This is a genomic window from Domibacillus sp. 8LH (genome assembly GCF_038806185.1).
In the GTDB taxonomy this organism is placed as follows: domain Bacteria; phylum Bacillota; class Bacilli; order Bacillales; family Domibacillaceae; genus Domibacillus; species Domibacillus indicus_A.
This window is the reverse complement of the sequence record NZ_JAVJNG010000001.1, coordinates 36,814-54,140: the sequence shown is the minus strand read 5'-3', so window position 1 is coordinate 54,140 and position 17,327 is coordinate 36,814. Positions and strand designations below refer to the sequence as shown.

At 46.3% G+C, this 17,327-nt stretch carries 19 protein-coding genes; 13 read left to right on the top strand and 6 right to left on the bottom strand.

The features are described from left to right. Positions 1–52: 52 nt before the first annotated feature. Positions 53–1,309, top strand: coding sequence for a 2-oxoglutarate dehydrogenase complex dihydrolipoyllysine-residue succinyltransferase (gene odhB, locus RG959_RS00305; protein WP_251270754.1), 1,257 nt, complete (start codon positions 53–55; stop codon positions 1,307–1,309). Between the two features lie 37 nt (positions 1,310–1,346). On the opposite strand, the gene sda is transcribed toward odhB, so the two are convergent. Further along, on the bottom strand, positions 1,347–1,487 hold the full coding sequence (gene sda / locus RG959_RS00300; protein WP_309088024.1) for a sporulation histidine kinase inhibitor Sda: 141 nt from the start codon (positions 1,485–1,487) through the stop codon (positions 1,347–1,349). Between the two features lie 191 nt (positions 1,488–1,678). Here sda and RG959_RS00295 point away from each other — a divergent pair, with 191 nt between their 5' ends. The 5 genes from RG959_RS00295 (at position 1,679) to RG959_RS00275 (ending at position 6,650) form a co-directional block, all read left to right on the top strand. Further along, on the top strand, positions 1,679–3,127 hold the full coding sequence (locus RG959_RS00295; RefSeq protein WP_342795506.1) for an NAD(P)H-hydrate dehydratase: 1,449 nt from the start codon (positions 1,679–1,681) through the stop codon (positions 3,125–3,127). After that, positions 3,124–3,333, top strand: coding sequence for a DUF6501 family protein (locus tag RG959_RS00290; protein ID WP_242232880.1), 210 nt, complete (start codon positions 3,124–3,126; stop codon positions 3,331–3,333). The genes RG959_RS00295 and RG959_RS00290 overlap by 4 nt, the downstream gene beginning before the upstream one ends. Before the next feature lie 29 nt (positions 3,334–3,362). Further along, positions 3,363–3,797, top strand: coding sequence for a Rok-like winged helix domain-containing protein (locus RG959_RS00285; protein WP_251270751.1), 435 nt, complete (start codon positions 3,363–3,365; stop codon positions 3,795–3,797). A gap of 89 nt (positions 3,798–3,886) precedes the next feature. Continuing rightward, positions 3,887–4,762 carry an ATP-binding protein gene (locus RG959_RS00280; RefSeq protein WP_342795954.1) on the top strand — a complete coding sequence of 292 codons (876 nt, stop codon included), beginning with the start codon at positions 3,887–3,889 and terminating at the stop codon, positions 4,760–4,762. Between the two features lies 1 nt (position 4,763). Continuing rightward, complete coding sequence (locus RG959_RS00275) at positions 4,764–6,650, top strand: vWA domain-containing protein (RefSeq protein WP_342795505.1); 1,887 nt, start codon at positions 4,764–4,766, stop codon at positions 6,648–6,650. A gap of 67 nt (positions 6,651–6,717) precedes the next feature. On the opposite strand, the gene RG959_RS00270 is transcribed toward RG959_RS00275, so the two are convergent. The 3 genes from RG959_RS00270 to yidC form a co-directional block, all read right to left on the bottom strand. Beyond that, on the bottom strand, positions 6,718–7,899 hold the full coding sequence (locus tag RG959_RS00270) for a toxic anion resistance protein (RefSeq protein ID WP_342795504.1): 1,182 nt from the start codon (positions 7,897–7,899) through the stop codon (positions 6,718–6,720). Next, positions 7,844–8,545 (bottom strand): 5-bromo-4-chloroindolyl phosphate hydrolysis family protein, encoded by a 702-nt coding sequence (locus tag RG959_RS00265; protein ID WP_342795503.1) that lies wholly within the window; start codon positions 8,543–8,545, stop codon positions 7,844–7,846. Before RG959_RS00265 ends, RG959_RS00270 begins: the two co-directional genes overlap by 56 nt. Before the next feature lie 150 nt (positions 8,546–8,695). Continuing rightward, the gene (yidC, locus tag RG959_RS00260) at positions 8,696–9,457 is read right to left on the bottom strand and encodes a membrane protein insertase YidC (RefSeq protein WP_342795502.1); all 762 of its coding nucleotides are present in this window, start codon (positions 9,455–9,457) and stop codon (positions 8,696–8,698) included. A 173-nt stretch (positions 9,458–9,630) separates the two neighbouring features. Between yidC and bioB the strand changes: the two genes are divergently transcribed. The 6 genes from bioB (at position 9,631) to RG959_RS00230 (ending at position 14,038) form a co-directional block, all read left to right on the top strand. After that, positions 9,631–10,623 (top strand): biotin synthase BioB, encoded by a 993-nt coding sequence (gene bioB / locus RG959_RS00255; RefSeq protein ID WP_342795501.1) that lies wholly within the window; start codon positions 9,631–9,633, stop codon positions 10,621–10,623. Between the two features lie 449 nt (positions 10,624–11,072). After that, positions 11,073–11,468, top strand: a complete 396-nt coding sequence (locus RG959_RS00250) for an FAS1-like dehydratase domain-containing protein (protein ID WP_342795500.1) — start codon at positions 11,073–11,075, stop codon at positions 11,466–11,468. Next, complete coding sequence (locus RG959_RS00245; protein ID WP_342795499.1) at positions 11,461–11,811, top strand: MaoC family dehydratase; 351 nt, start codon at positions 11,461–11,463, stop codon at positions 11,809–11,811. The genes RG959_RS00250 and RG959_RS00245 overlap by 8 nt, the downstream gene beginning before the upstream one ends. Further along, positions 11,808–12,176, top strand: a complete 369-nt coding sequence (locus tag RG959_RS00240; protein WP_342795498.1) for a CidA/LrgA family protein — start codon at positions 11,808–11,810, stop codon at positions 12,174–12,176. Before RG959_RS00245 ends, RG959_RS00240 begins: the two co-directional genes overlap by 4 nt. After that, positions 12,173–12,844 (top strand): LrgB family protein, encoded by a 672-nt coding sequence (locus RG959_RS00235; protein ID WP_342795497.1) that lies wholly within the window; start codon positions 12,173–12,175, stop codon positions 12,842–12,844. Before RG959_RS00240 ends, RG959_RS00235 begins: the two co-directional genes overlap by 4 nt. A gap of 351 nt (positions 12,845–13,195) precedes the next feature. After that, a complete protein-coding gene (locus tag RG959_RS00230) occupies positions 13,196–14,038 on the top strand; it encodes a formate/nitrite transporter family protein (RefSeq protein ID WP_342795496.1) in 843 nt (280 codons plus the stop codon). A gap of 13 nt (positions 14,039–14,051) precedes the next feature. On the opposite strand, the gene RG959_RS00225 is transcribed toward RG959_RS00230, so the two are convergent. Together RG959_RS00225 and RG959_RS00220 are read right to left on the bottom strand one after the other, a co-directional pair. Next, a complete protein-coding gene (locus RG959_RS00225) occupies positions 14,052–15,407 on the bottom strand; it encodes a TrkH family potassium uptake protein (protein WP_342795953.1) in 1,356 nt (451 codons plus the stop codon). Positions 15,408–15,429: 22 nt separating this feature from the next. Then, on the bottom strand, positions 15,430–16,593 hold the full coding sequence (locus RG959_RS00220; RefSeq protein WP_342795495.1) for an aminotransferase class I/II-fold pyridoxal phosphate-dependent enzyme: 1,164 nt from the start codon (positions 16,591–16,593) through the stop codon (positions 15,430–15,432). 164 nt (positions 16,594–16,757) lie between these two features. Here RG959_RS00220 and RG959_RS00215 point away from each other — a divergent pair, with 164 nt between their 5' ends. Continuing rightward, positions 16,758–17,312: a biotin transporter BioY gene (locus tag RG959_RS00215; RefSeq protein ID WP_251270738.1), complete on the top strand. Its 555-nt coding sequence runs from the start codon at positions 16,758–16,760 to the stop codon at positions 17,310–17,312. The last annotated feature ends 15 nt before the right edge of the window (positions 17,313–17,327 follow it).

The window sequence follows — 17,327 nt, the reverse complement described above, 5'->3', positions numbered from 1 at the left end:
GAGCCGGAAATGTACATAAAACGACATGGAAATTACTGAGGAGGATTTTATCGTGGCTGAAATTAGAGTTCCTGAACTAGCAGAATCAATTACAGAAGGTACAATTGCACAATGGCTGAAACAACCAGGTGATTACGTTGAAAAAGGCGAATATATTGTTGAGCTTGAAACGGACAAAGTCAATGTAGAAGTTATTTCTGAAGAAGCAGGAACTATCAAAGAATTGCAAGCGGCAGAAGGCGACACGGTCGAAGTAGGCCAGGTAATTGCCATCGTAGAAGCAGGAGCGGGCAGTTCTGCAGGAACGTCTGCACCAGCTGAAACGGAAGCTGCGCCTGTTCAAACAGAGGCGAAAGCAAAAGAAGATATCGTAAAAGAAGAGCCTGCTCAAAAACAGGAAGAAGCAGCAAGCCGTACGGTTGCTTCACCAGCTGCTCGTAAGCTTGCCCGTGAAAAAGGCATCGATTTAAATGCTGTTAAAACGGTTGATCCACTTGGACGTGTACGCGTACAGGATGTAGAATCACATCAAAACACACCGGCTTCTGCACCAAAGCAGGCTGCTCCACAAAAACAAGCTGCTGCTGCACCGAAAGCACAGGACAACGGCAAACCGGTTGAGCGCGAGCGCATGAGCCGCCGCCGTCAGACGATTGCAAAACGCCTGGTGGAAGTACAGCAGACAGCAGCGATGCTGACAACGTTTAACGAAATCGATATGACGAATATTATGGACCTTCGTAAACGTAAAAAAGACAAGTTCTTTGATGATCATGATGTTCGCCTGGGCTTTATGTCGTTCTTTACAAAAGCAGTTGTAGCGGCGCTGAAAAAGTATCCATATGTAAATGCGGAAATTGACGGAGACGAAATTGTCTTGAAGAAGTTTTATGATATCGGCGTTGCCGTATCAACAGACGATGGCTTAGTTGTACCGGTCGTGCGTGACTGTGACCGCAAAAACTTTGCAGAAATCGAAGGCTCTATTATGGATATGGCCTTGAAAGCACGCGACAACAAGCTGGCGCTTGGTGACCTGCAGGGCGGTTCGTTTACGATCACGAACGGCGGTGTATTCGGTTCCCTTCTATCAACACCAATTTTAAACGGCTCGCAAGTGGGTATTCTTGGTATGCATACGATTCAAAGACGCCCGGTTGCGATTGGTGATGCGGTCGAAATTCGTCCGATGATGTATGTGGCTCTTTCATACGATCACCGCATTATTGATGGAAAAGAAGCGGTTGGATTCTTGAAAATGGTTAAAGAGTTAATTGAAAATCCAGAAGACCTTCTTCTTGAAGGATAAGAAAAAACCCGCAGCGCCTGCTGCGGGTTTTTCTTGTTTATGAGCTCTTTTCAAGTTTAGGAGAAAGACCTCGCTTATTCACTTCTGTTTTTAATGTTTCAATTTCAGATTTGTTTCGGTCTTGCTTCAATGCATCCCTGTAAGCAGCCACCAGCATCTCGTCACTCATAATTTTCATTTTATGACCTCCTTGGATATGGTGTTTAAATAAAGAGAAAAGAGTTTCTCTTTATTTTCTGATTATTATACTAGCAATAGAATAAAAGGCAAATGATAACAGTCAAAGGATAAAAAACGATATAATATTCCTAAATAATATACTAGTTTTTGAAAATTTTTAAGTAAAATCATGATAAAGGAGGTATTTTGTTGTATATTTATAAGAGTAGTGATATAAGCAAAACAGACCAGTTGGCTGATGAAAATGGTATGTCTTCTTTTACGTTAATGGAACTTGCCGGAGCTGGTTTATGGCAAAAAACAGCTTCTTCTTACAAAATAAGTGATCATTCATTTCTTATTTTAGCTGGGAAAGGAAACAACGGCGGTGATGGTATTGTGCTCGCACGTTACTTGAAACGGGCCGGGGCTGCCTGTCATCTTTTCTTTCCAGACGGACTGCCAAAAACAGGCGCGGCAAAGCAGCATTTAAGGTATTACGAAACATGCGGCTACTCCTATGAAACGGGTCTGCCGGATACCTCGGCCTCTATTGTCGTCGATGCGCTCTTAGGCGCTGGCACGCGGCTGCCGCTATCAAAAGCAATCCGGGATTGTGTGGATTGGATAAACGCGAAGAAGGCGCATGTTATCTCGATTGACCTGCCGACTGGTACAGCTTCTGATAATGGGGACTGTGATGAATCCGTTCTTCATGCACACAAAACGTACGTCCTTCATGGGTATAAGCCGTCCCGGTTTTTATACCCTGCGGCGGCTTGTTATGGAGAAACTGAAATTGTCGACATTGGACTCATACACACATCAAATTGGAAGGTGTACGAGCCGGCTCCTCGTTCCCATTCTTTTTATCATCTTGCGCATAATACCCATAAAGGCACATTTGGCCATGGCCTCCTGGCAGCCGGAACCGGTGAAATGCCTGGGAGTGCAGCGCTTGCTGCATTAGGAGCTGTGTCATGCGGAGCAGGTAAGCTGACCGTGCAAACGGATCAAGAAGCCGTCCCGGTCATTGCTTCTCATGTGCCAGAAGCAATGTATCATTTTAAAAAAGGAATAGACGACAATCATCCATACGAGGCGGTTGCTGCCGGCTGTGGCAGAGCAGCAGACGGAGAAATGGAAGAGATCGTTCAGCATTTATTGCAGCAGGAGAAGCCGGTCATTTTAGATGCAGGTGCACTAGGGCCGCGGAGTTACAAGGAAGCAAGGTGCCCGGTAGTAGTAACGCCGCATCCTGGTGAGTTTGCGCGGATGACCGGAAAACCGGTTGGCTTTATTCAAAAAAATCGGCTGCAGGAAGCCTCGGCATATGCAGTCGAACACGGCGTAACGGTTGTGTTAAAAGGGGAATATACCGTCATAGCATTCGCGGATGGAAGCGGCTTTGTTAATCAAACAGGAAATGAAGGGTTGTCTAAAGGCGGAAGTGGCGATACACTGACAGGTGTGATGCTGGCGCTTATCATGCGTAATCCTGATCTTAAGGCCGCTGTCGCGGATGCTGTTTATCTGCACGGAAAATGTGCGGATCATTGGAAACAGCTTTATCCGGCCCAAGCGATGCGCCCCCTTGGTATTCACGAGCTGATTCCGGATGCAATAAATGAAATAATAAAGGAGACCAACGAAACATGATTCATTTAAACTGGGACAAAACAAAAACGATTAAACAGGTAAAATGCGTTCATACAGACGCCAAAAAGTATGTTGTTGAAAATGCGCTGACAAAAGGAAACGTTTATGAGGTAAAAAACGAAACCGAGGAATTTTATTTTGTATTAGATAATAAGGGCCGTGTTTCCGGCTTTTACAAAGATTATTTTGAAGAAGTAACGGGATAAACGAATGTTAGCTGTAAGGGGGCAGAAAAATGTTTAACGAGCGCATGGCCTTAAAGATCAGGCTGGATCAATTAGCGGATGCGGAAGTTCGAGTAATGCAGGAATTTAAAAAAGAACGGGAAGCGATTTTTGCGCGGCTTCAGGAGCTGGATGAAACAGAAGAGAATCACACGCCTGACATAACAGCTGCTGCTGATATAACAGCTGTTACGACAGTTGGAGCACCGCCAAAAGTACGCAGAGGACGCCGGAGCGAAGGGTTAACAGAGCTTCGCGATACAACCATCCGCATTTTGAAAAAGCAGAATACGCCTATTCGCGGTATCGAGCTGCAGCGTTATGTAGAGGAGCAGTCCGGCAAGAAAATTGCAAACATGACCACTTTTATGAATAGTCTTGAGCGCGAAAATGCACATGTCCGCAAGCTTGGGCGGGGTCTTTACATTTATGAATATGATTTATAATGCAAAAAAAGCGGACGGACAGTCCGCTTTTTTGCGTTGTATGCCTTTTCAGGTGTATGATAAAGCGTGCACAGTTATGAGAAAGGAAGATTTATTTGAACACTACAACCTTGCCAGAATCGATTCAGTCGATCATTCATGAAAGAAAAAAACAGTTTGGACTCGAAGAAGATACACAGTCCACTTCTTATATAGCCCAAAGTGAAGAGATCGTATCAGATACGGTTATTTCTTTAGCGCTTGGCAAAAACATTTTGCTGAAAGGGCCAACAGGTTCCGGAAAAACAAAACTGTCAGAATCACTTGCTGCATTTTTTGGCCAGCCGGTTCACAGTATTAACTGTTCCATTGATCTGGACGCCGAGGCGATGCTTGGCTTTAAAACGATTGTCGAGGCAGAGGGCAAAACACAAATTGATTTTGTGGAAGGTCCTGTTATTCAAGCGATGAAAAAAGGACATCTTTTATATATTGATGAAATTAATATGGCAAAGCCGGAAACGCTGCCGATCTTAAACGGTGTATTGGACTATCGCCGTCAAATCACGAATCCGTTCACAGGAGAAGTCGTGACTGCAAAGCCGACATTCAGTGTTATTGCCGCTGTGAATGAAGGATATGCAGGTACAGCACCGATGAATGAAGCGCTGAAAAACCGTTTTATCGTATTTGAGATTCCGTACATTTCAGGAGATGTCCTGCTGCAGGTATTAAAGCAGCAGTCTGTTCTCCAGGATCAGGCGATGCTTGAGAAATTCGTTTCTCTGTCCGGTGACTTAACGACACTTGTCGAAAGCGGCCGTTTGCCGGAAGAAGCTTCTTCGATCCGCGCGCTGGTGGATGCATGCGACCTGGCTCTTTACATGCCGCCAATGCGGGCCGTGGAAAGCGCGATTGCCGGCAAGCTTGACGATGAACGCGAAAAAGCCGCAGTCCTAAACGCGGCGGAAACATGGTTCGCCTAACATGGAACGGTTCATACAGTTTAATGACGAAACAGTCAACTCCGCTTTTTGGATGGAACTGTCTGATCTTGCTGCGGCTCTGTCTCAAAATCCGGATTTAAAAGTGGAATTTGGCCCGCTTGCTTATTTGCAAAAAACGCCGGCCGTTCTGTTTGCCAGCCATTTCTGGCACCATCGTTCCAAAGAAGAAGAAACAGCGGGATTAAAAACGGACGTTTACCTGCGTGCACTTGGCACGATTCAGTGGACGGACGAAGCGGTCATCCGGTCATTCATGGCTCGGTTTAAAGGAGATTTCGCCCGGCAGCTGCTTGCAGCTGCCGAAGATATTCGCTTAGAGCCTATGTGTATGGGGGCGCGCCCTGGAACAAAAAGAGCTTTTCATATCCGCCGCCAGGTGCTGCGCCGTTACCATGAAGTACAGCTGTCGGTGAATCAATCCAAAGGCTTTTACATGGATGCCGTTTTTAATGCTCTGTTTGTTCTATGGCAGGCAGATGCACCTTTTGAATGGCCGGCTATTCATCCAGCTGTAGACCGTGCCGTGCCGTTTATCGATCGTACTGCCAGAGAGCTGTTTGATGCACGGTCGACAAAAGATGCAGCCAGAGTGGCCGGGGAGATCGCTGAGGTATTAGAAGAGCTCGAGCTGCGCAGCATGGTAAATAAGTACAGCCATCTTCCGGATTACCGGGAGCCGTTGGCGGATGAAGCCATGGTAGATCCAGGAAAGCGGCAGGATCCGCTTGTAAATGATGATGAGGCAGATGAAAAAGAAAACGAGCAGTTTGACGAACAGTTCTCTACCTGGCACCGCGAATCAGAGGAAACACGCGGTACCTTTATGCAGTTTGATCTTGACCAGGGAACGAAAACACCGATGATGGGAAACACAGCCCGTGAAGGAGACGAAGGGGATGCAGCCCTTGCTTCCGTGCAGGGACGCTCTAAGAAGTCTTCACGTGAGCAATATAACCGGCTGCTTGCCGAGCGGCGCGACGAAGAAAGCAAGGCAGATGAAGCGCATTACGGAAAAGAAAACATTGGCGCCAAAGCGATTTACGAAAAGCCGCGTACAGCAAGTGATATAGAACGGGAAGAGTACCGCCGGATGAGAGATGAAACGGCATCCGTTGTCCGGACGCTGAAACGGATGATTCAAAAATCGATTGAAAAGAAAAAAACAAGTCCGCGTACGGATTTGTTAACAGGACGCCTGGGACGTAAGCTGACGCGCTATTTTACCGATGAGAATCCACGGCTGTTTTACAAAAAGCAGGAGCCGTCCCGTGAAATTGATGCTGCTTTTTATTTATTGATTGATAGTTCTGCGTCTATGTACGATAAAATGGATGACGTGAAAAAAAGCGCCGTACTGTTTCATGAAACATTGTCCTCTCTTCGAGTGCCGCATGAAATTACCGGCTTTTGGGAGGATACGTCTCCTCTTTCAAAAGAAGTGAAGCCGAATTATTTCTTAACGGCTGTGCCTTTTCAAGCATCCCACCAAAAGGATGCGGGCTATGCCATTATGCAGCTTCGACCTGAAGAAGACAACCGGGATGGCTTTGCCCTCCGCCTGGCCATTGAAAAAATGGAACGCCGGAGTGAAGCGCGAAAATTCCTTATTGTTTTCTCAGACGGAGAGCCGTCCGCTGCTGATTACGATAAAAACGGTGTACTTGATACCCATGAAGCCGTAATGATGGCACGCAAAAAAGGGATGACCGTGTTTAATCTGTTCATTGGAGAAGAGGCGCTTGATGAAGCACGCCGCCAGACAATGAAGACCATTTACGGGCATGGCTCTATCATGGCTCCTGATGTATCAGAGCTTCCTCACGTGTTAACGCCTATTTTAAAAAAGCTGCTGTTTGAAAGTATTTAAGCCATCGTTTGATTAAATTCAAATACAAAAAGCTGCTCCACAGTGGAGCAGCTTTTTGTATTTGAATTTATTGTTTTAAACGCAGCAGCTGTTGTTTTAAATCGTCTTCCATCACAAGCAATTCGTCTTCCGCTGCTTTTCGTTTTGCACGCCCGTCCTGCTGGATGCGGATTGTTTCTTCAAGCGTTGTAATTAAGTTTTCCTGTGTTTTCTTTAATGTTTCAATATCAACAAGGCCGCGCTCATTTTCACGGGCAGTCTCGATCGAGTTGACTTTCAGCATTTCAGAGTTTTTCAGCAGCAGGTCATTTGTGGTTTTCGATACTTCTTTTTGTGCTTTTACGGCTTTTTGCTGGCGGACCAGCGTTAAAGCGATGGCGATTTGGTTTTTCCAGAGCGGCACAGCCGTTAAAATGGAAGACTGGATTTTTTCAGCCAGTGCCTGGTTTGTATTTTGAATCAAACGGATTTGCGGCGCACTTTGAATCGTAATCTGGCGGCTCAGCTTCAAGTCGTGCAGACGCTTTTCAAGACGGTCCGCAAAAGCAATCATATCATTGACTTCCTGGAAATCCATTTGGTCGCCCGTCTGCTCTGCTTTTTGGCGCAGCGCCGGGATCGTTTTTGTTTCGATTTCTTCGAGCTTTAATTCTCCAGCAGCAATGTAAATATTGAGCGCCTGAAAATATTCTTTGTTTTTTTCATAAAGCTGCTCAAGCATCCGGATATCTTCGATAAGTCCACGCTTGGAATGCTCAAGCTTGACCCCGATGCGGTCGATTTGAGCACCGACTTTTTGGTATCGCGTCATCACTTCCTGTACCGAATCCGATACTTTGCCAAACATACGGGAAAATACATTTCGCTTTTCCTCCCGCAGTTCATCTGGATTTACATTTTTTAAGTTTTTCATCAAATCATTTAAAATATCGCCAACCGGTCCGATATCCTTGCGCTGTACGTGATCAAGCATATGGTGTGAGAAATCAGACAGCTTTGTTTGGGCTGCAGTCCCGAAGGAAAAAACCGCCTGCTGGTTTCCAGCTTCAATTTGCGCGGCCAGCTGCTCTGCTTTCTGGCGGTGTTCAGCCGGAAGCAGATCGACAAGCCGTTTAGATTGTGGAGAAGGGACAGCTGCGCTTGGAGCAGAAGGCATGTCCCCAAATGGATCGGCAAGCAGGTCATTTAATAAATCATCGTTTTTTGCGCCCGTAACGGGTGCCTGTTGTGACTGTAGTTCGTTGTTCATCTTCGTTGTCTCCTTTCAAAGCAGGTTGTTCAGGTTCGATTAGTTTCTTCGTTTGAGTCGTGCGCTGCCGGGCAACATCAAGTTCGATTGTTAAATGCTCAATATCACGGGCGAGCACTTGACGAAGATCCGCTTCTAATGTTTGGGACAGATCACCAAGTGTTTCAGTCGTTTCAAGCAAGGATCGTTTCATGTCCGGGCCTTTTACTTTTTTGCTTGAGAGAAGCGCTGATTTTTCAGCCAGCTCCACCACTGAATCCAGATGAGAATAGAAAAAAGGCTCAATCTCGTAAAACCGCTTCGGTTCTTTTTTGACAACCGAATAAATACGCTTTACCAGACTGTTTAATTCAATCATTTGTTTAAGAGAACGAAGGCTCCGTACCTTTAAAAACAAATGCTGCAGCCGGGACAGCTTCGCTTTCGCTTCTTTTAGCTGATCAAGTATATAGTAATATTCTCTACGGCTTAATCCATATTTTTTTTGGATTCGTCTGTTGCCGAAATTGGTATACAGCATAAACATTCCTGCAAAACCGGCTGCGAATGCCGCCCATGCCAGCCATCCATCAAACGGCATTGTCAGCACGAGGGCTGCTGCGAGTGAAACGGCCAGGCGGCGGGACCAATAAAAAGAATATCGCATCGTTCATCCACTCCATTTTATCATTTTGCTCTTTTACATGAGCGTATTTTGTTTCTTTATACGGACAAGCCGCAGAAAAAGTTTCATCTATAGTCCATTGTTTACGTTTTTTTCTATGAAAAAACCCCTTTTTGAAAAAAGGGGCATTTCTTATTTTGCTGATTCTTCAGCCGGCGGGTGGTTCTGATAATATTTGCGCCCGATCCATGATTGGAAAATAAGAATCAGTCCACTGACGCTCCAGTAAATAGGAAGGGCAGCTGGTGCATTAAAAGAGAAAATTAAAATCATAATCGGCGACAGCAGGCCGATAAATTTCATTTGCTGCTGCTGTTCGGCCGGCATTGTCTGCATGGACAGACGGAATTGAACATAGTACATAATACCCGCAATAACGGCCATGGCAATGTCAGGCTGTCCGAGACGGAACCAAAGGAATTCATGCGTTTTTATATCTTCTGAGACGGTAATGGCGTAATAAAGGCCTGTCCAGACCGGCAGCTGTAAAAGCATCGGCAGGCAGCCCATGGCCATTGGATTGATGTCATTTTCTTTGTAAAGAGTCATCATTTCCATTTGAATCTTCCGCTGTTCTTCCTGTGTTTTAGCCGCTTTTGATCGTGCTTGAATATCAGTCATCTGCGGTTTTACTTTTTCCATCTTGTGGCGCATGGCGGCCTGCTTTTTCATCGAATTCAGCATAGACGGCATCAGAATCAATCGTACCGCAATAGTAATGACGATGATTGCCATTCCATAACTGCCAAACATTTCGCCGAGCCAGTGAATCAGTTCAACGAACGGATTCACGAGGTAATCATGGAAAAAATGGCCTTCTGTTTGTGCGCTTTGACAGCCGGACAACAAAACGGCCGATAAAGCAGTAAGCGCAATCGTTAATTGTTTTTTCAAATTCGTTCCTCCTGCGCCTGCTAGCAGGCTAGTTGCTTTAGACAAAAAAAGTATACTCCTTTTTTCCTGCAAAAACAATTAATCAATGATAAGGCGAAATGTAAACCTTTCGTTTTATTAGGTTGACAAAACAAAGGCCAATCCTTTAATCTGGAAAAAAAGGAGGGGTTACCATGTCAACATGGACTCAATTAGCTGTACAGATTTTAGAAGGTTACAAGCTTTCAGAAAGGGAAGCAGAGAATATTTTAACGTGTCCCGATGAAGAGGTTTTGCAGCTGCTCGAGGGCGCTTTTCATCTTCGCCGCCATTATTACGGAAAGAAAGTCAAACTGAATATGATCATCAATACAAAATCCGGCTTATGTCCGGAGGATTGCGGCTATTGTTCTCAATCGTCCCAGTCAACGGCTCCCATTCAAAAATACCGGATGATGAACCGTGAACAAATTGTGGACGGTGCCGAAAAAGCCCATTCCCTTGGCGCAAATACCTACTGCATCGTGGCGAGCGGAAGAGGACCGTCTAAAAAAGAACTCGACACTGTCACAGAGGCGGTAAAAGAGATAAAAAGCAAATATGGGATGCGCATTTGTGCATGCCTGGGACTCCTAAAACCGGAGCAGGCTGTACAGCTGAAAGAAGCAGGAGTGGACCGGTACAACCATAATATAAATACATCCAAAAACCACCACGAGTCGATTACGACTACTCATACATACAACGATCGTACAGAAACAGTCGGCCGCGTAAAAGAAAGCGGCATGTCCCCATGCTCCGGCGTCATTATCGGCATGGGTGAAACGAATGAAGATATTATCAATATGGCTTTTAGCCTGAGGGAGCTTGATGCCGACTCAATTCCGGTTAATTTCCTGCATGCCATACCGGGTACAAAGCTTGAGGACGCTAAGCCGCTGACGCCTCTTTTTTGCTTAAAAGTACTTGCGTTGTTCCGTTTTATCAATCCATCAAAAGAAATTCGGATTTCAGGCGGACGGGAAGTGAATTTGCGTTCCGTCCAGCCGCTTGGCTTGTACGCTGCCAATTCTATTTTTTTAGGAAGCTATTTGACGACTCCCGGCCAGGAAGTCACGGCAGATCATAAAATGATTGAGGATATGGGATTTGAAATAGAGCAGGCGCACGAGCAGGCTCCTGTTTAATAGATCAAAAAGGTCCATTTGTAGACAAATAAAATCTTTTACTCAAGTAACTCTTTGCTTCCTGTTGATGTAAGGAGTACGGGCGGTTGGGATAGGAGCCGATAGGGCGGCGGGCGCGCGGCTTCGCTTTCCATGGGGCAGGCGCTGAGCCCGTCTTTGCAGCACAACTGCCCAGCCGGTCTCAGCTGGCCCGCTCGTCCCATAGGAGTCTTCGCCGCACACCCGCCGCCTGTTGCGGTTGAACAAACATGCACAGCCTGACAGACACACTTTCCCCTATCGGCTCTATTTAAGAAGCACTATTTCTTGAAAAGATACCTGCCGCTTTCAGCAGTAAAAGCTTTCGTAAAAAAGACTGACGACTTTGTTGACAGCCTTAAAGATCCATGAATTCATGGACCTTTTTTACATACAGATATGGTAAAATCATTCAAAGAAAGGGTGAGAGCATGAAAGAAAAACAAGAGCTGTACCGGTATTCCTGCACGGTGGATGAGGAGAAAGTTTTTGCATTTAAACAAGCGGTTTCGGCTGCCGATACGGGGAGTGAGATACCGCCGACGTTTCTCACTGTACTTGATTTTCACGGCGGGTTGTCTTTTCAAAAATTAACGGAGCTTCTCCAGTTTGACCCCGCTTGTGTGCTGCACGGCAGCCAGTCTTATGAATACATAAAACCCATTTTTCCAGGCGACCACATTGAAGCCGTTGTGTATATTACAGGACGAACGGCCAAAAGAGGCATGACGTTCGCAAAGCTTGAAACGGTTTATTTAAAAGAAAACCATCCAGCCGTTATATCGCGTTCGACCTTGATTGAACAGAAAGGAGCAGCCCATGTTTAAACCCCTTTACTGGACGATTACCGCAGAAGAAATTCGTGAGTATGCAGCCGCTTCAGGTGATTTTAACCCGATTCATACAGACCCTGATTATGCACAAAAAGCCGGGCTGAAGGGCTGTATTGCACACGGGATGCTCGTAATGGCGCTTGGAAGCCGTGCGATCCGTGAATGGGAGGCAGGCGATTTAACGTCCTACGAGGTCCGTTTTCAGGCGATGACGTATCCCGACGAGCCGCTTGTGGTCAAAGGCAGCTGGACGGATGAGAAAGCAGGCAAAGGCAGTGTAACAGTTCAAAACGAGAAAGGCGAAATAAAAATGAAAGGCACCTTTACAGTGAAGTGAAGAAAGCGGCCGCTTTTCTTTTTCAGCTTGCGTTTCTGTCCGCTTTGTATTATGGATCTGAGTTTCTTGTTTCCTGGCTGCATATCCCGATTCCAGCCAGCGTTACCGGCATGGTGATCCTGCTTTTTCTTCTATCAAAAGGCTGGGTTCCTGTTCAAATGATTCAAAGTGGAGCTGCTTTTTTAAACAAGCATTTAGCTTTCTTTTTTATTCCTATTGCAGCCGGATTAATCACATACGGGGATCTGATCCAATCAGACGGTGCTGCCCTTATGGCAGTGATTGCCGGCAGTTCGGTTATGGGCCTTCTTATTACCTCTGGACTGTCTAGTGCATTGGCGAAGAGAAGCAGGGAAAAAGCATGACGATTATTTACATAATTGTAACCATTGCAATTTATCAACTGGCGCGATGGGCCGCTTTGCGGTTTCCATCCCCTTTCACAACGCCCGTTTTTACATCGACTGTGGTGATCATCAGCCTGCTGGCTGCCTCGGGCGTATCGTATAAAGAATATACACCGGCGAAAGAGATCATGACCTTTTTGCTCGGTCCGGCCACCGTAGCACTGGCTCTGCCGCTGTATTATAACCGGGCTGTACTGCGTGAGCGCTTTCTTCCAGCCGCCGCCAGCTTGATTGTCGGTACATTTGCAACAATTGTATCGGCTGTTTGGATGGCTTCTGCATTTGGCCTCTCCCGAACCATTCAAGCGACCGCCGCTGTAAAAGCCGTGACAACGCCCGTGGCGATGGAAGCCGCTGTGATTATTGGCGGCGATCCAGCCCTGGCCGCTGCTTTTGTTATCACAGCCGGTATTTTCGGAGCTGTATTTGGCCCGCCTTTATTAACGATGTTCAACATAAACGATCCTTTTTCAAGAGGCCTCGGTATCGGCACCATTTCTCACGGTATTGGAACAAGCCAGGCTGTACAGGAAGGACCTGTTCAAGGAACGGTGTCCAGCGCTGCAATGGGCGTCTCTGCCATTATTACCTCGCTTGTTCTGCCCTGGCTGTTCCCTTTTCTTTAATAAAATGACGAGCTACGCTCGTCATCTCAGGCTGCCCGCAAACGCCCGCTTTCGGTGTCACTTGCCGGCTGTAAATGCTCATGACCAAAAAAGGTCACTCCGCTTCCCAGCCGGCGGCGTTCCTTGAAAGACAGACGTTTTCAATCAGCCCGCTTTCTTATTTTGTCTACACTCTCAGATGACGAGCCCGGCTCGTCATCTTTTTTTGCGGAATAAATGTGAGAACGCTTTAAAAACAGACGAAAAGTTGTGACAACTTTTCTATAGACTTTCCATAAAGAGGGCGTATAATAAAAGTATAAATCAATTGTGAAATGTTTCACAAATTACCCCGAATGGTGAGTGAGAACAGTGAATAAAGAAGCGTATGAGGAAATAAATGCATGGGCGGTTAAAAAGTCAGCGATTTTGCGCCATAACCCTCTTCAATACATTGTAAAAGCGATGCTGGCAAGCTTTTTTATCGGCTTTGGCATTATGCTGTCCTTTAAACTGGCGGAACCCTTTTTTGATGCAGGATCACCAGCCACAGTCTTAATGCTCGGTGCGTTTTTCGGCATTGCCCTTGTGTTAATTCTTTACGGAGGAGCGGAACTGTTTACGGGCAATACGATGTATTTCACAATGAGTACAATGAGCGGCAAAACAAATTGGAAGGAAGCACTGGCCGTTCTTGGGGCGTGCTATACAGGAAACCTGCTCGGCGCTTTATGCTTCGCCCTATTTATCAGTGGATCAGGAATTTATCATGATACGGCGAATTCTCAATATTTAATGGATGTTGTTTCTCATAAAATGCATTACCCTGCATCTCAATTGTTTTTTAAAGCGATTTTGTGTAACTGGATCGTCTGTCTTGCTGTCTGGATTCCTATGCAGATGAAAGGGGACATGGCGAAAATCGTGACAATGCTGCTGTTCGTTATGACATTTGTTGTGGCCGGCTTTGAACACAGTGTGGCTAATATGGTTTTGTTCAGTCTGGCTCTGGCAGTGCCGCATCCTGAAGTGATTTCTGTAGTGAGCGCTGTTTATAATTTAATTCCTGTTACTTTAGGAAACATCATTGGCGGCAGCATGTTTGTCGGCATGGTATACATGTACCTGGCAAAACCAGTCCAAAAAAGCATACCGGGAGAAGCAAAGAAACGCATTACTGTTAAGCTTCTTGAAATGAATAAAAGCCGTCACTGAGCGACGGCTTTTTTTAACCAATTAAAATGCGTTCCTTCGGATAATGGTAAGAGTCTTTAATTTCTTTGCCGCGAATGAGGAAAAGGAGGGAAAACAGCCCTACCCGGCCAATAAACATAAGGACAATCAAAATCATTTTAGCCGGTGTGCCAATCACGCTTGTTACACCAAGGGTTGAACCCGTTGTACCAAATGCGGATGAAACCTCGTAAATAATAGGAAGCAGCGTGAGCTCCGGCTCTAAATAAGCGAGAGCAATAACGGAAACCGCCCAGATAAACGTTCCGGTCGCAAGGACGACAAACGACCGGTGCGCGTCAATGGGATGCACTTCCCGGTGAAACACTTTAATGGTGTTTTTTCCGCGCGCAAATGTAAATACACTGAGTGCCGCAATCGCGACGGTTGTGGTTCGCAAACCGCCGCCTACACTTGAAGGTGAGGCGCCGATAAACATGAGCACCGACAAAAGCAGCAGGGACGGCGATGAAAAGTCATTTAAATCCAATGTGGCCAAACCGCCGCTTCTCGATGCAACCGATTGAAAAAGAGCATAGAAAAACGATTCATGCCATACTTTATCCGCTAAGAAATGGTTTCGCTCAAACAAAAGCAGTCCCGCTGTGCCGATAACAGCCAGCAGCACGTACATGGTAACCGTTAATTTTGTAAACAAGCTGAACGCAAATTTACGTGATCCGCGGTAGGTTAAAAAATCTTTGATTTCAATCAATACGGGAAATCCGATCGCCCCAAGAATAATCAGCACCATATTCACAACTTGAACAAAATAGTCATTTGCGTACGGAATAAGGGAAGCGCCGGTAATATCAAAGCCGCCATTGGTTGTCGCACTGACCGAAGCGAACAGGCCGTGCAGGAATGCTTCGCTGATCGTCGGGTAGTACTGAATAAAATGAATGCCGAGTACGAGAGCTCCAACTGCTTCAATAGCAAGAATAAGGAGAAAAATTTCCCTCATTAATTTAACGAGGCCGCTTAAATCGGTCCGGTTCTGGTCCGCCATAATGAGCTGCCGCTCCCGCATGCCAATCCGTTTGCCAAAAAGGAGCCACACCATGGAACTAAACGTCATAATTCCGACGCCGCCTACCTGTAAGATAAGGAGGATAAAAAAGTACCCGGTCGTGCTGAAGGTGTCGACGGTGCTGACCGGGGTCAAGCCCGTTACACTGAGGGCACTGACAGCTACAAAAATTGCATCTATAAACGAAATATCTACGCCTGGCTTGTGAGCGGCCGGCAGCAGCAATAAAATACTGGCAAACACAGCACCGCTTAAATAAAGCAGGAAAATAACCTGAAAAGGAGAAAGCCGCAGCTGTTTTAACTTCATGCCCGGCACCATCCCCATTGTGTGTTTCTCTTCGTCATACAATCACCTTTTTAAGCCTCTCTGCTGCCTGTTTTAATAAGGGAACAGGCTGTACAAGGGCGATACGCACGTAGCCCGTGCCCGCTGTGCCAAATGCGCTTCCCGGCACCATTACAACGCCGGCTTTATCAATCGCTTCGAAAACAAAAGCGCGGTCATCGCTGCCGGACGGAATTTTCGTCCATAAAAACATGCCTCCTCCAGGCTGTTCAACCGACCATCCGATCTCTTGAAGCCCCAATGAGAGTGCTTCAGCCCGTGCCCGGAATTCCATCCGGAGCTTGTTTGTGATTTCCTCCGCATGATCAAGGGCAAAAATTGCTGCTTTCTGAACCGGAGCGAACACCCCATAATCCAAATTGGATTTGAGCTGCTTCAGCACACGAATCATGTCAGCATTTCCGGCAATATACGCAATGCGGGCCCCAGCCAGACTGAAGGTTTTAGAAAGAGAATTGATTTCCATCCCTACTTCCATTGCACCGGAAATGGAAAGAAAACTAAACGGTTCCCCGCCTTCAAAGTAAAACTCTGAATAAGCCGCGTCATGCAGTACAATGATATCGTGCTTTTTAGCAAAATCAATGACCTGCTCAAAAAATGCACGATTCGGCATCGCCGGTACAGGATTCCCAGGCAGATTGAGCAGCATCAGCTTTGCTTTTTGAGCTATATCTTCTGGAATAAGAGATAAATCCGGCAGAAATTGATTTTCAGGCAGAAGCGGCATAAAGTACGGCACCGCACCAGCAAGAGAAACGCCGGCTTCATACGCAACATAAGCAGGATTCGTCGTTAACACGATATCACCGGGATCACAAAATGCAAGAGGAAGATGCACAAGTCCTTCCTGAGATCCCATCGTTTGAACGATTTCTGTTTGCGGGTTTAAAAGGACGCGCGTGCGCCGCTTGTAATAATCGGCTACGGATTGATAAAACTGCGCGGTTCCGCCAAGTGTATAGCCGTAGGCATCCGCTTTCGCACTTTCATCGGCTAGAACGGCCCGAACGCGTTCATCCGGCGGTAAATCCGGGCTGCCAAGGCTTAGATCAATTAAAATGTCGCCTTGCTGCTTTTTTTGATCCGCATAGGCTTTTAAGTCACTAAAAATGGATGGACCAAAGGCCGCCATTCTTTTAGAAGGTTGAATCTTCAAGACAAGCACCTCGTTGCATGAAAATATGTATGTACGCGCCCTATTTTACCATATCAAATCAAAAAAGTATGCGGCTTGATTTGTTAACTATATAAAAAACAGGTTGACAATAGGAGGGAGCCCCTTTTACAATAAAAAAAACAATTCACTGGAGGGTTACATACATGAAAACAGTTCACTGGATGCAGGCGGCTATGTTTGCTGCTATTATGGCCGTGCTTGGATTCCTGCCGCCTATTCCGCTTTCTTTTACGCCTGTGCCGATTTCTTTTCAAACAATCGGTGTAATGATTGCAGGGGGCATACTCGGTGCCCGGCTGGGTGCACTCAGCCAGGTTATTTTTCTGCTGGCTGTCGCAGCAGGAGCTCCTATTCTTGCCGGAGGGCGGGGCGGTCTCGCTGTTTTTGCAGGACCAAGTGCCGGTTTTCTGATTTCCTGGATTGCGGGCGCATTTGTTGTCGGCTTCCTGGTTGAACGCGCCGCAAAATTATCAGCTAAGCGCACGTTTGCTGCTAACGTCATCGGAGGCGTTCTTGTTTTATATATCATTGGTATTCCCGTTCAGTCACTTGTGACAGGAGTCGGGCTGAAAGAAGTCGTGCTGGCAAGTGCCGCTTTTATTCCGGGTGACCTGCTAAAAGCAGCAGCGGCGGCACTTCTTGTTCCAAGACTGCGTACCGCCCTGCAGGCTGTACCGTCCTTTCGCCGCGCCGCATAAATTTTGCTATAGTAC

What these genes read in the sequence shown, in the direction of transcription:
- sda (WP_309088024.1), bottom strand. Translation starts at nt 1,487, where the DNA reads ATGAAAATTATGAGTGACGAGATGCTGGTGGCTGCTTACAGGGATGCA.
- RG959_RS00290 (WP_242232880.1), top strand. Translation starts at nt 3,124, where the DNA reads ATGATTCATTTAAACTGGGACAAAACAAAAACGATTAAACAGGTAAAA.
- RG959_RS00285 (WP_251270751.1), top strand. Translation starts at nt 3,363, where the DNA reads ATGTTTAACGAGCGCATGGCCTTAAAGATCAGGCTGGATCAATTAGCG.
- RG959_RS00275 (WP_342795505.1), top strand. Translation starts at nt 4,764, where the DNA reads ATGGAACGGTTCATACAGTTTAATGACGAAACAGTCAACTCCGCTTTT.
- RG959_RS00270 (WP_342795504.1), bottom strand. Translation starts at nt 7,899, where the DNA reads ATGAACAACGAACTACAGTCACAACAGGCACCCGTTACGGGCGCAAAA.
- RG959_RS00265 (WP_342795503.1), bottom strand. Translation starts at nt 8,545, where the DNA reads ATGCGATATTCTTTTTATTGGTCCCGCCGCCTGGCCGTTTCACTCGCA.
- bioB (WP_342795501.1), top strand. Translation starts at nt 9,631, where the DNA reads ATGTCAACATGGACTCAATTAGCTGTACAGATTTTAGAAGGTTACAAG.
- RG959_RS00250 (WP_342795500.1), top strand. Translation starts at nt 11,073, where the DNA reads ATGAAAGAAAAACAAGAGCTGTACCGGTATTCCTGCACGGTGGATGAG.
- RG959_RS00245 (WP_342795499.1), top strand. Translation starts at nt 11,461, where the DNA reads ATGTTTAAACCCCTTTACTGGACGATTACCGCAGAAGAAATTCGTGAG.
- RG959_RS00235 (WP_342795497.1), top strand. Translation starts at nt 12,173, where the DNA reads ATGACGATTATTTACATAATTGTAACCATTGCAATTTATCAACTGGCG.
- RG959_RS00225 (WP_342795953.1), bottom strand. Translation starts at nt 15,407, where the DNA reads ATGGTGCCGGGCATGAAGTTAAAACAGCTGCGGCTTTCTCCTTTTCAG.
- RG959_RS00215 (WP_251270738.1), top strand. Translation starts at nt 16,758, where the DNA reads ATGAAAACAGTTCACTGGATGCAGGCGGCTATGTTTGCTGCTATTATG.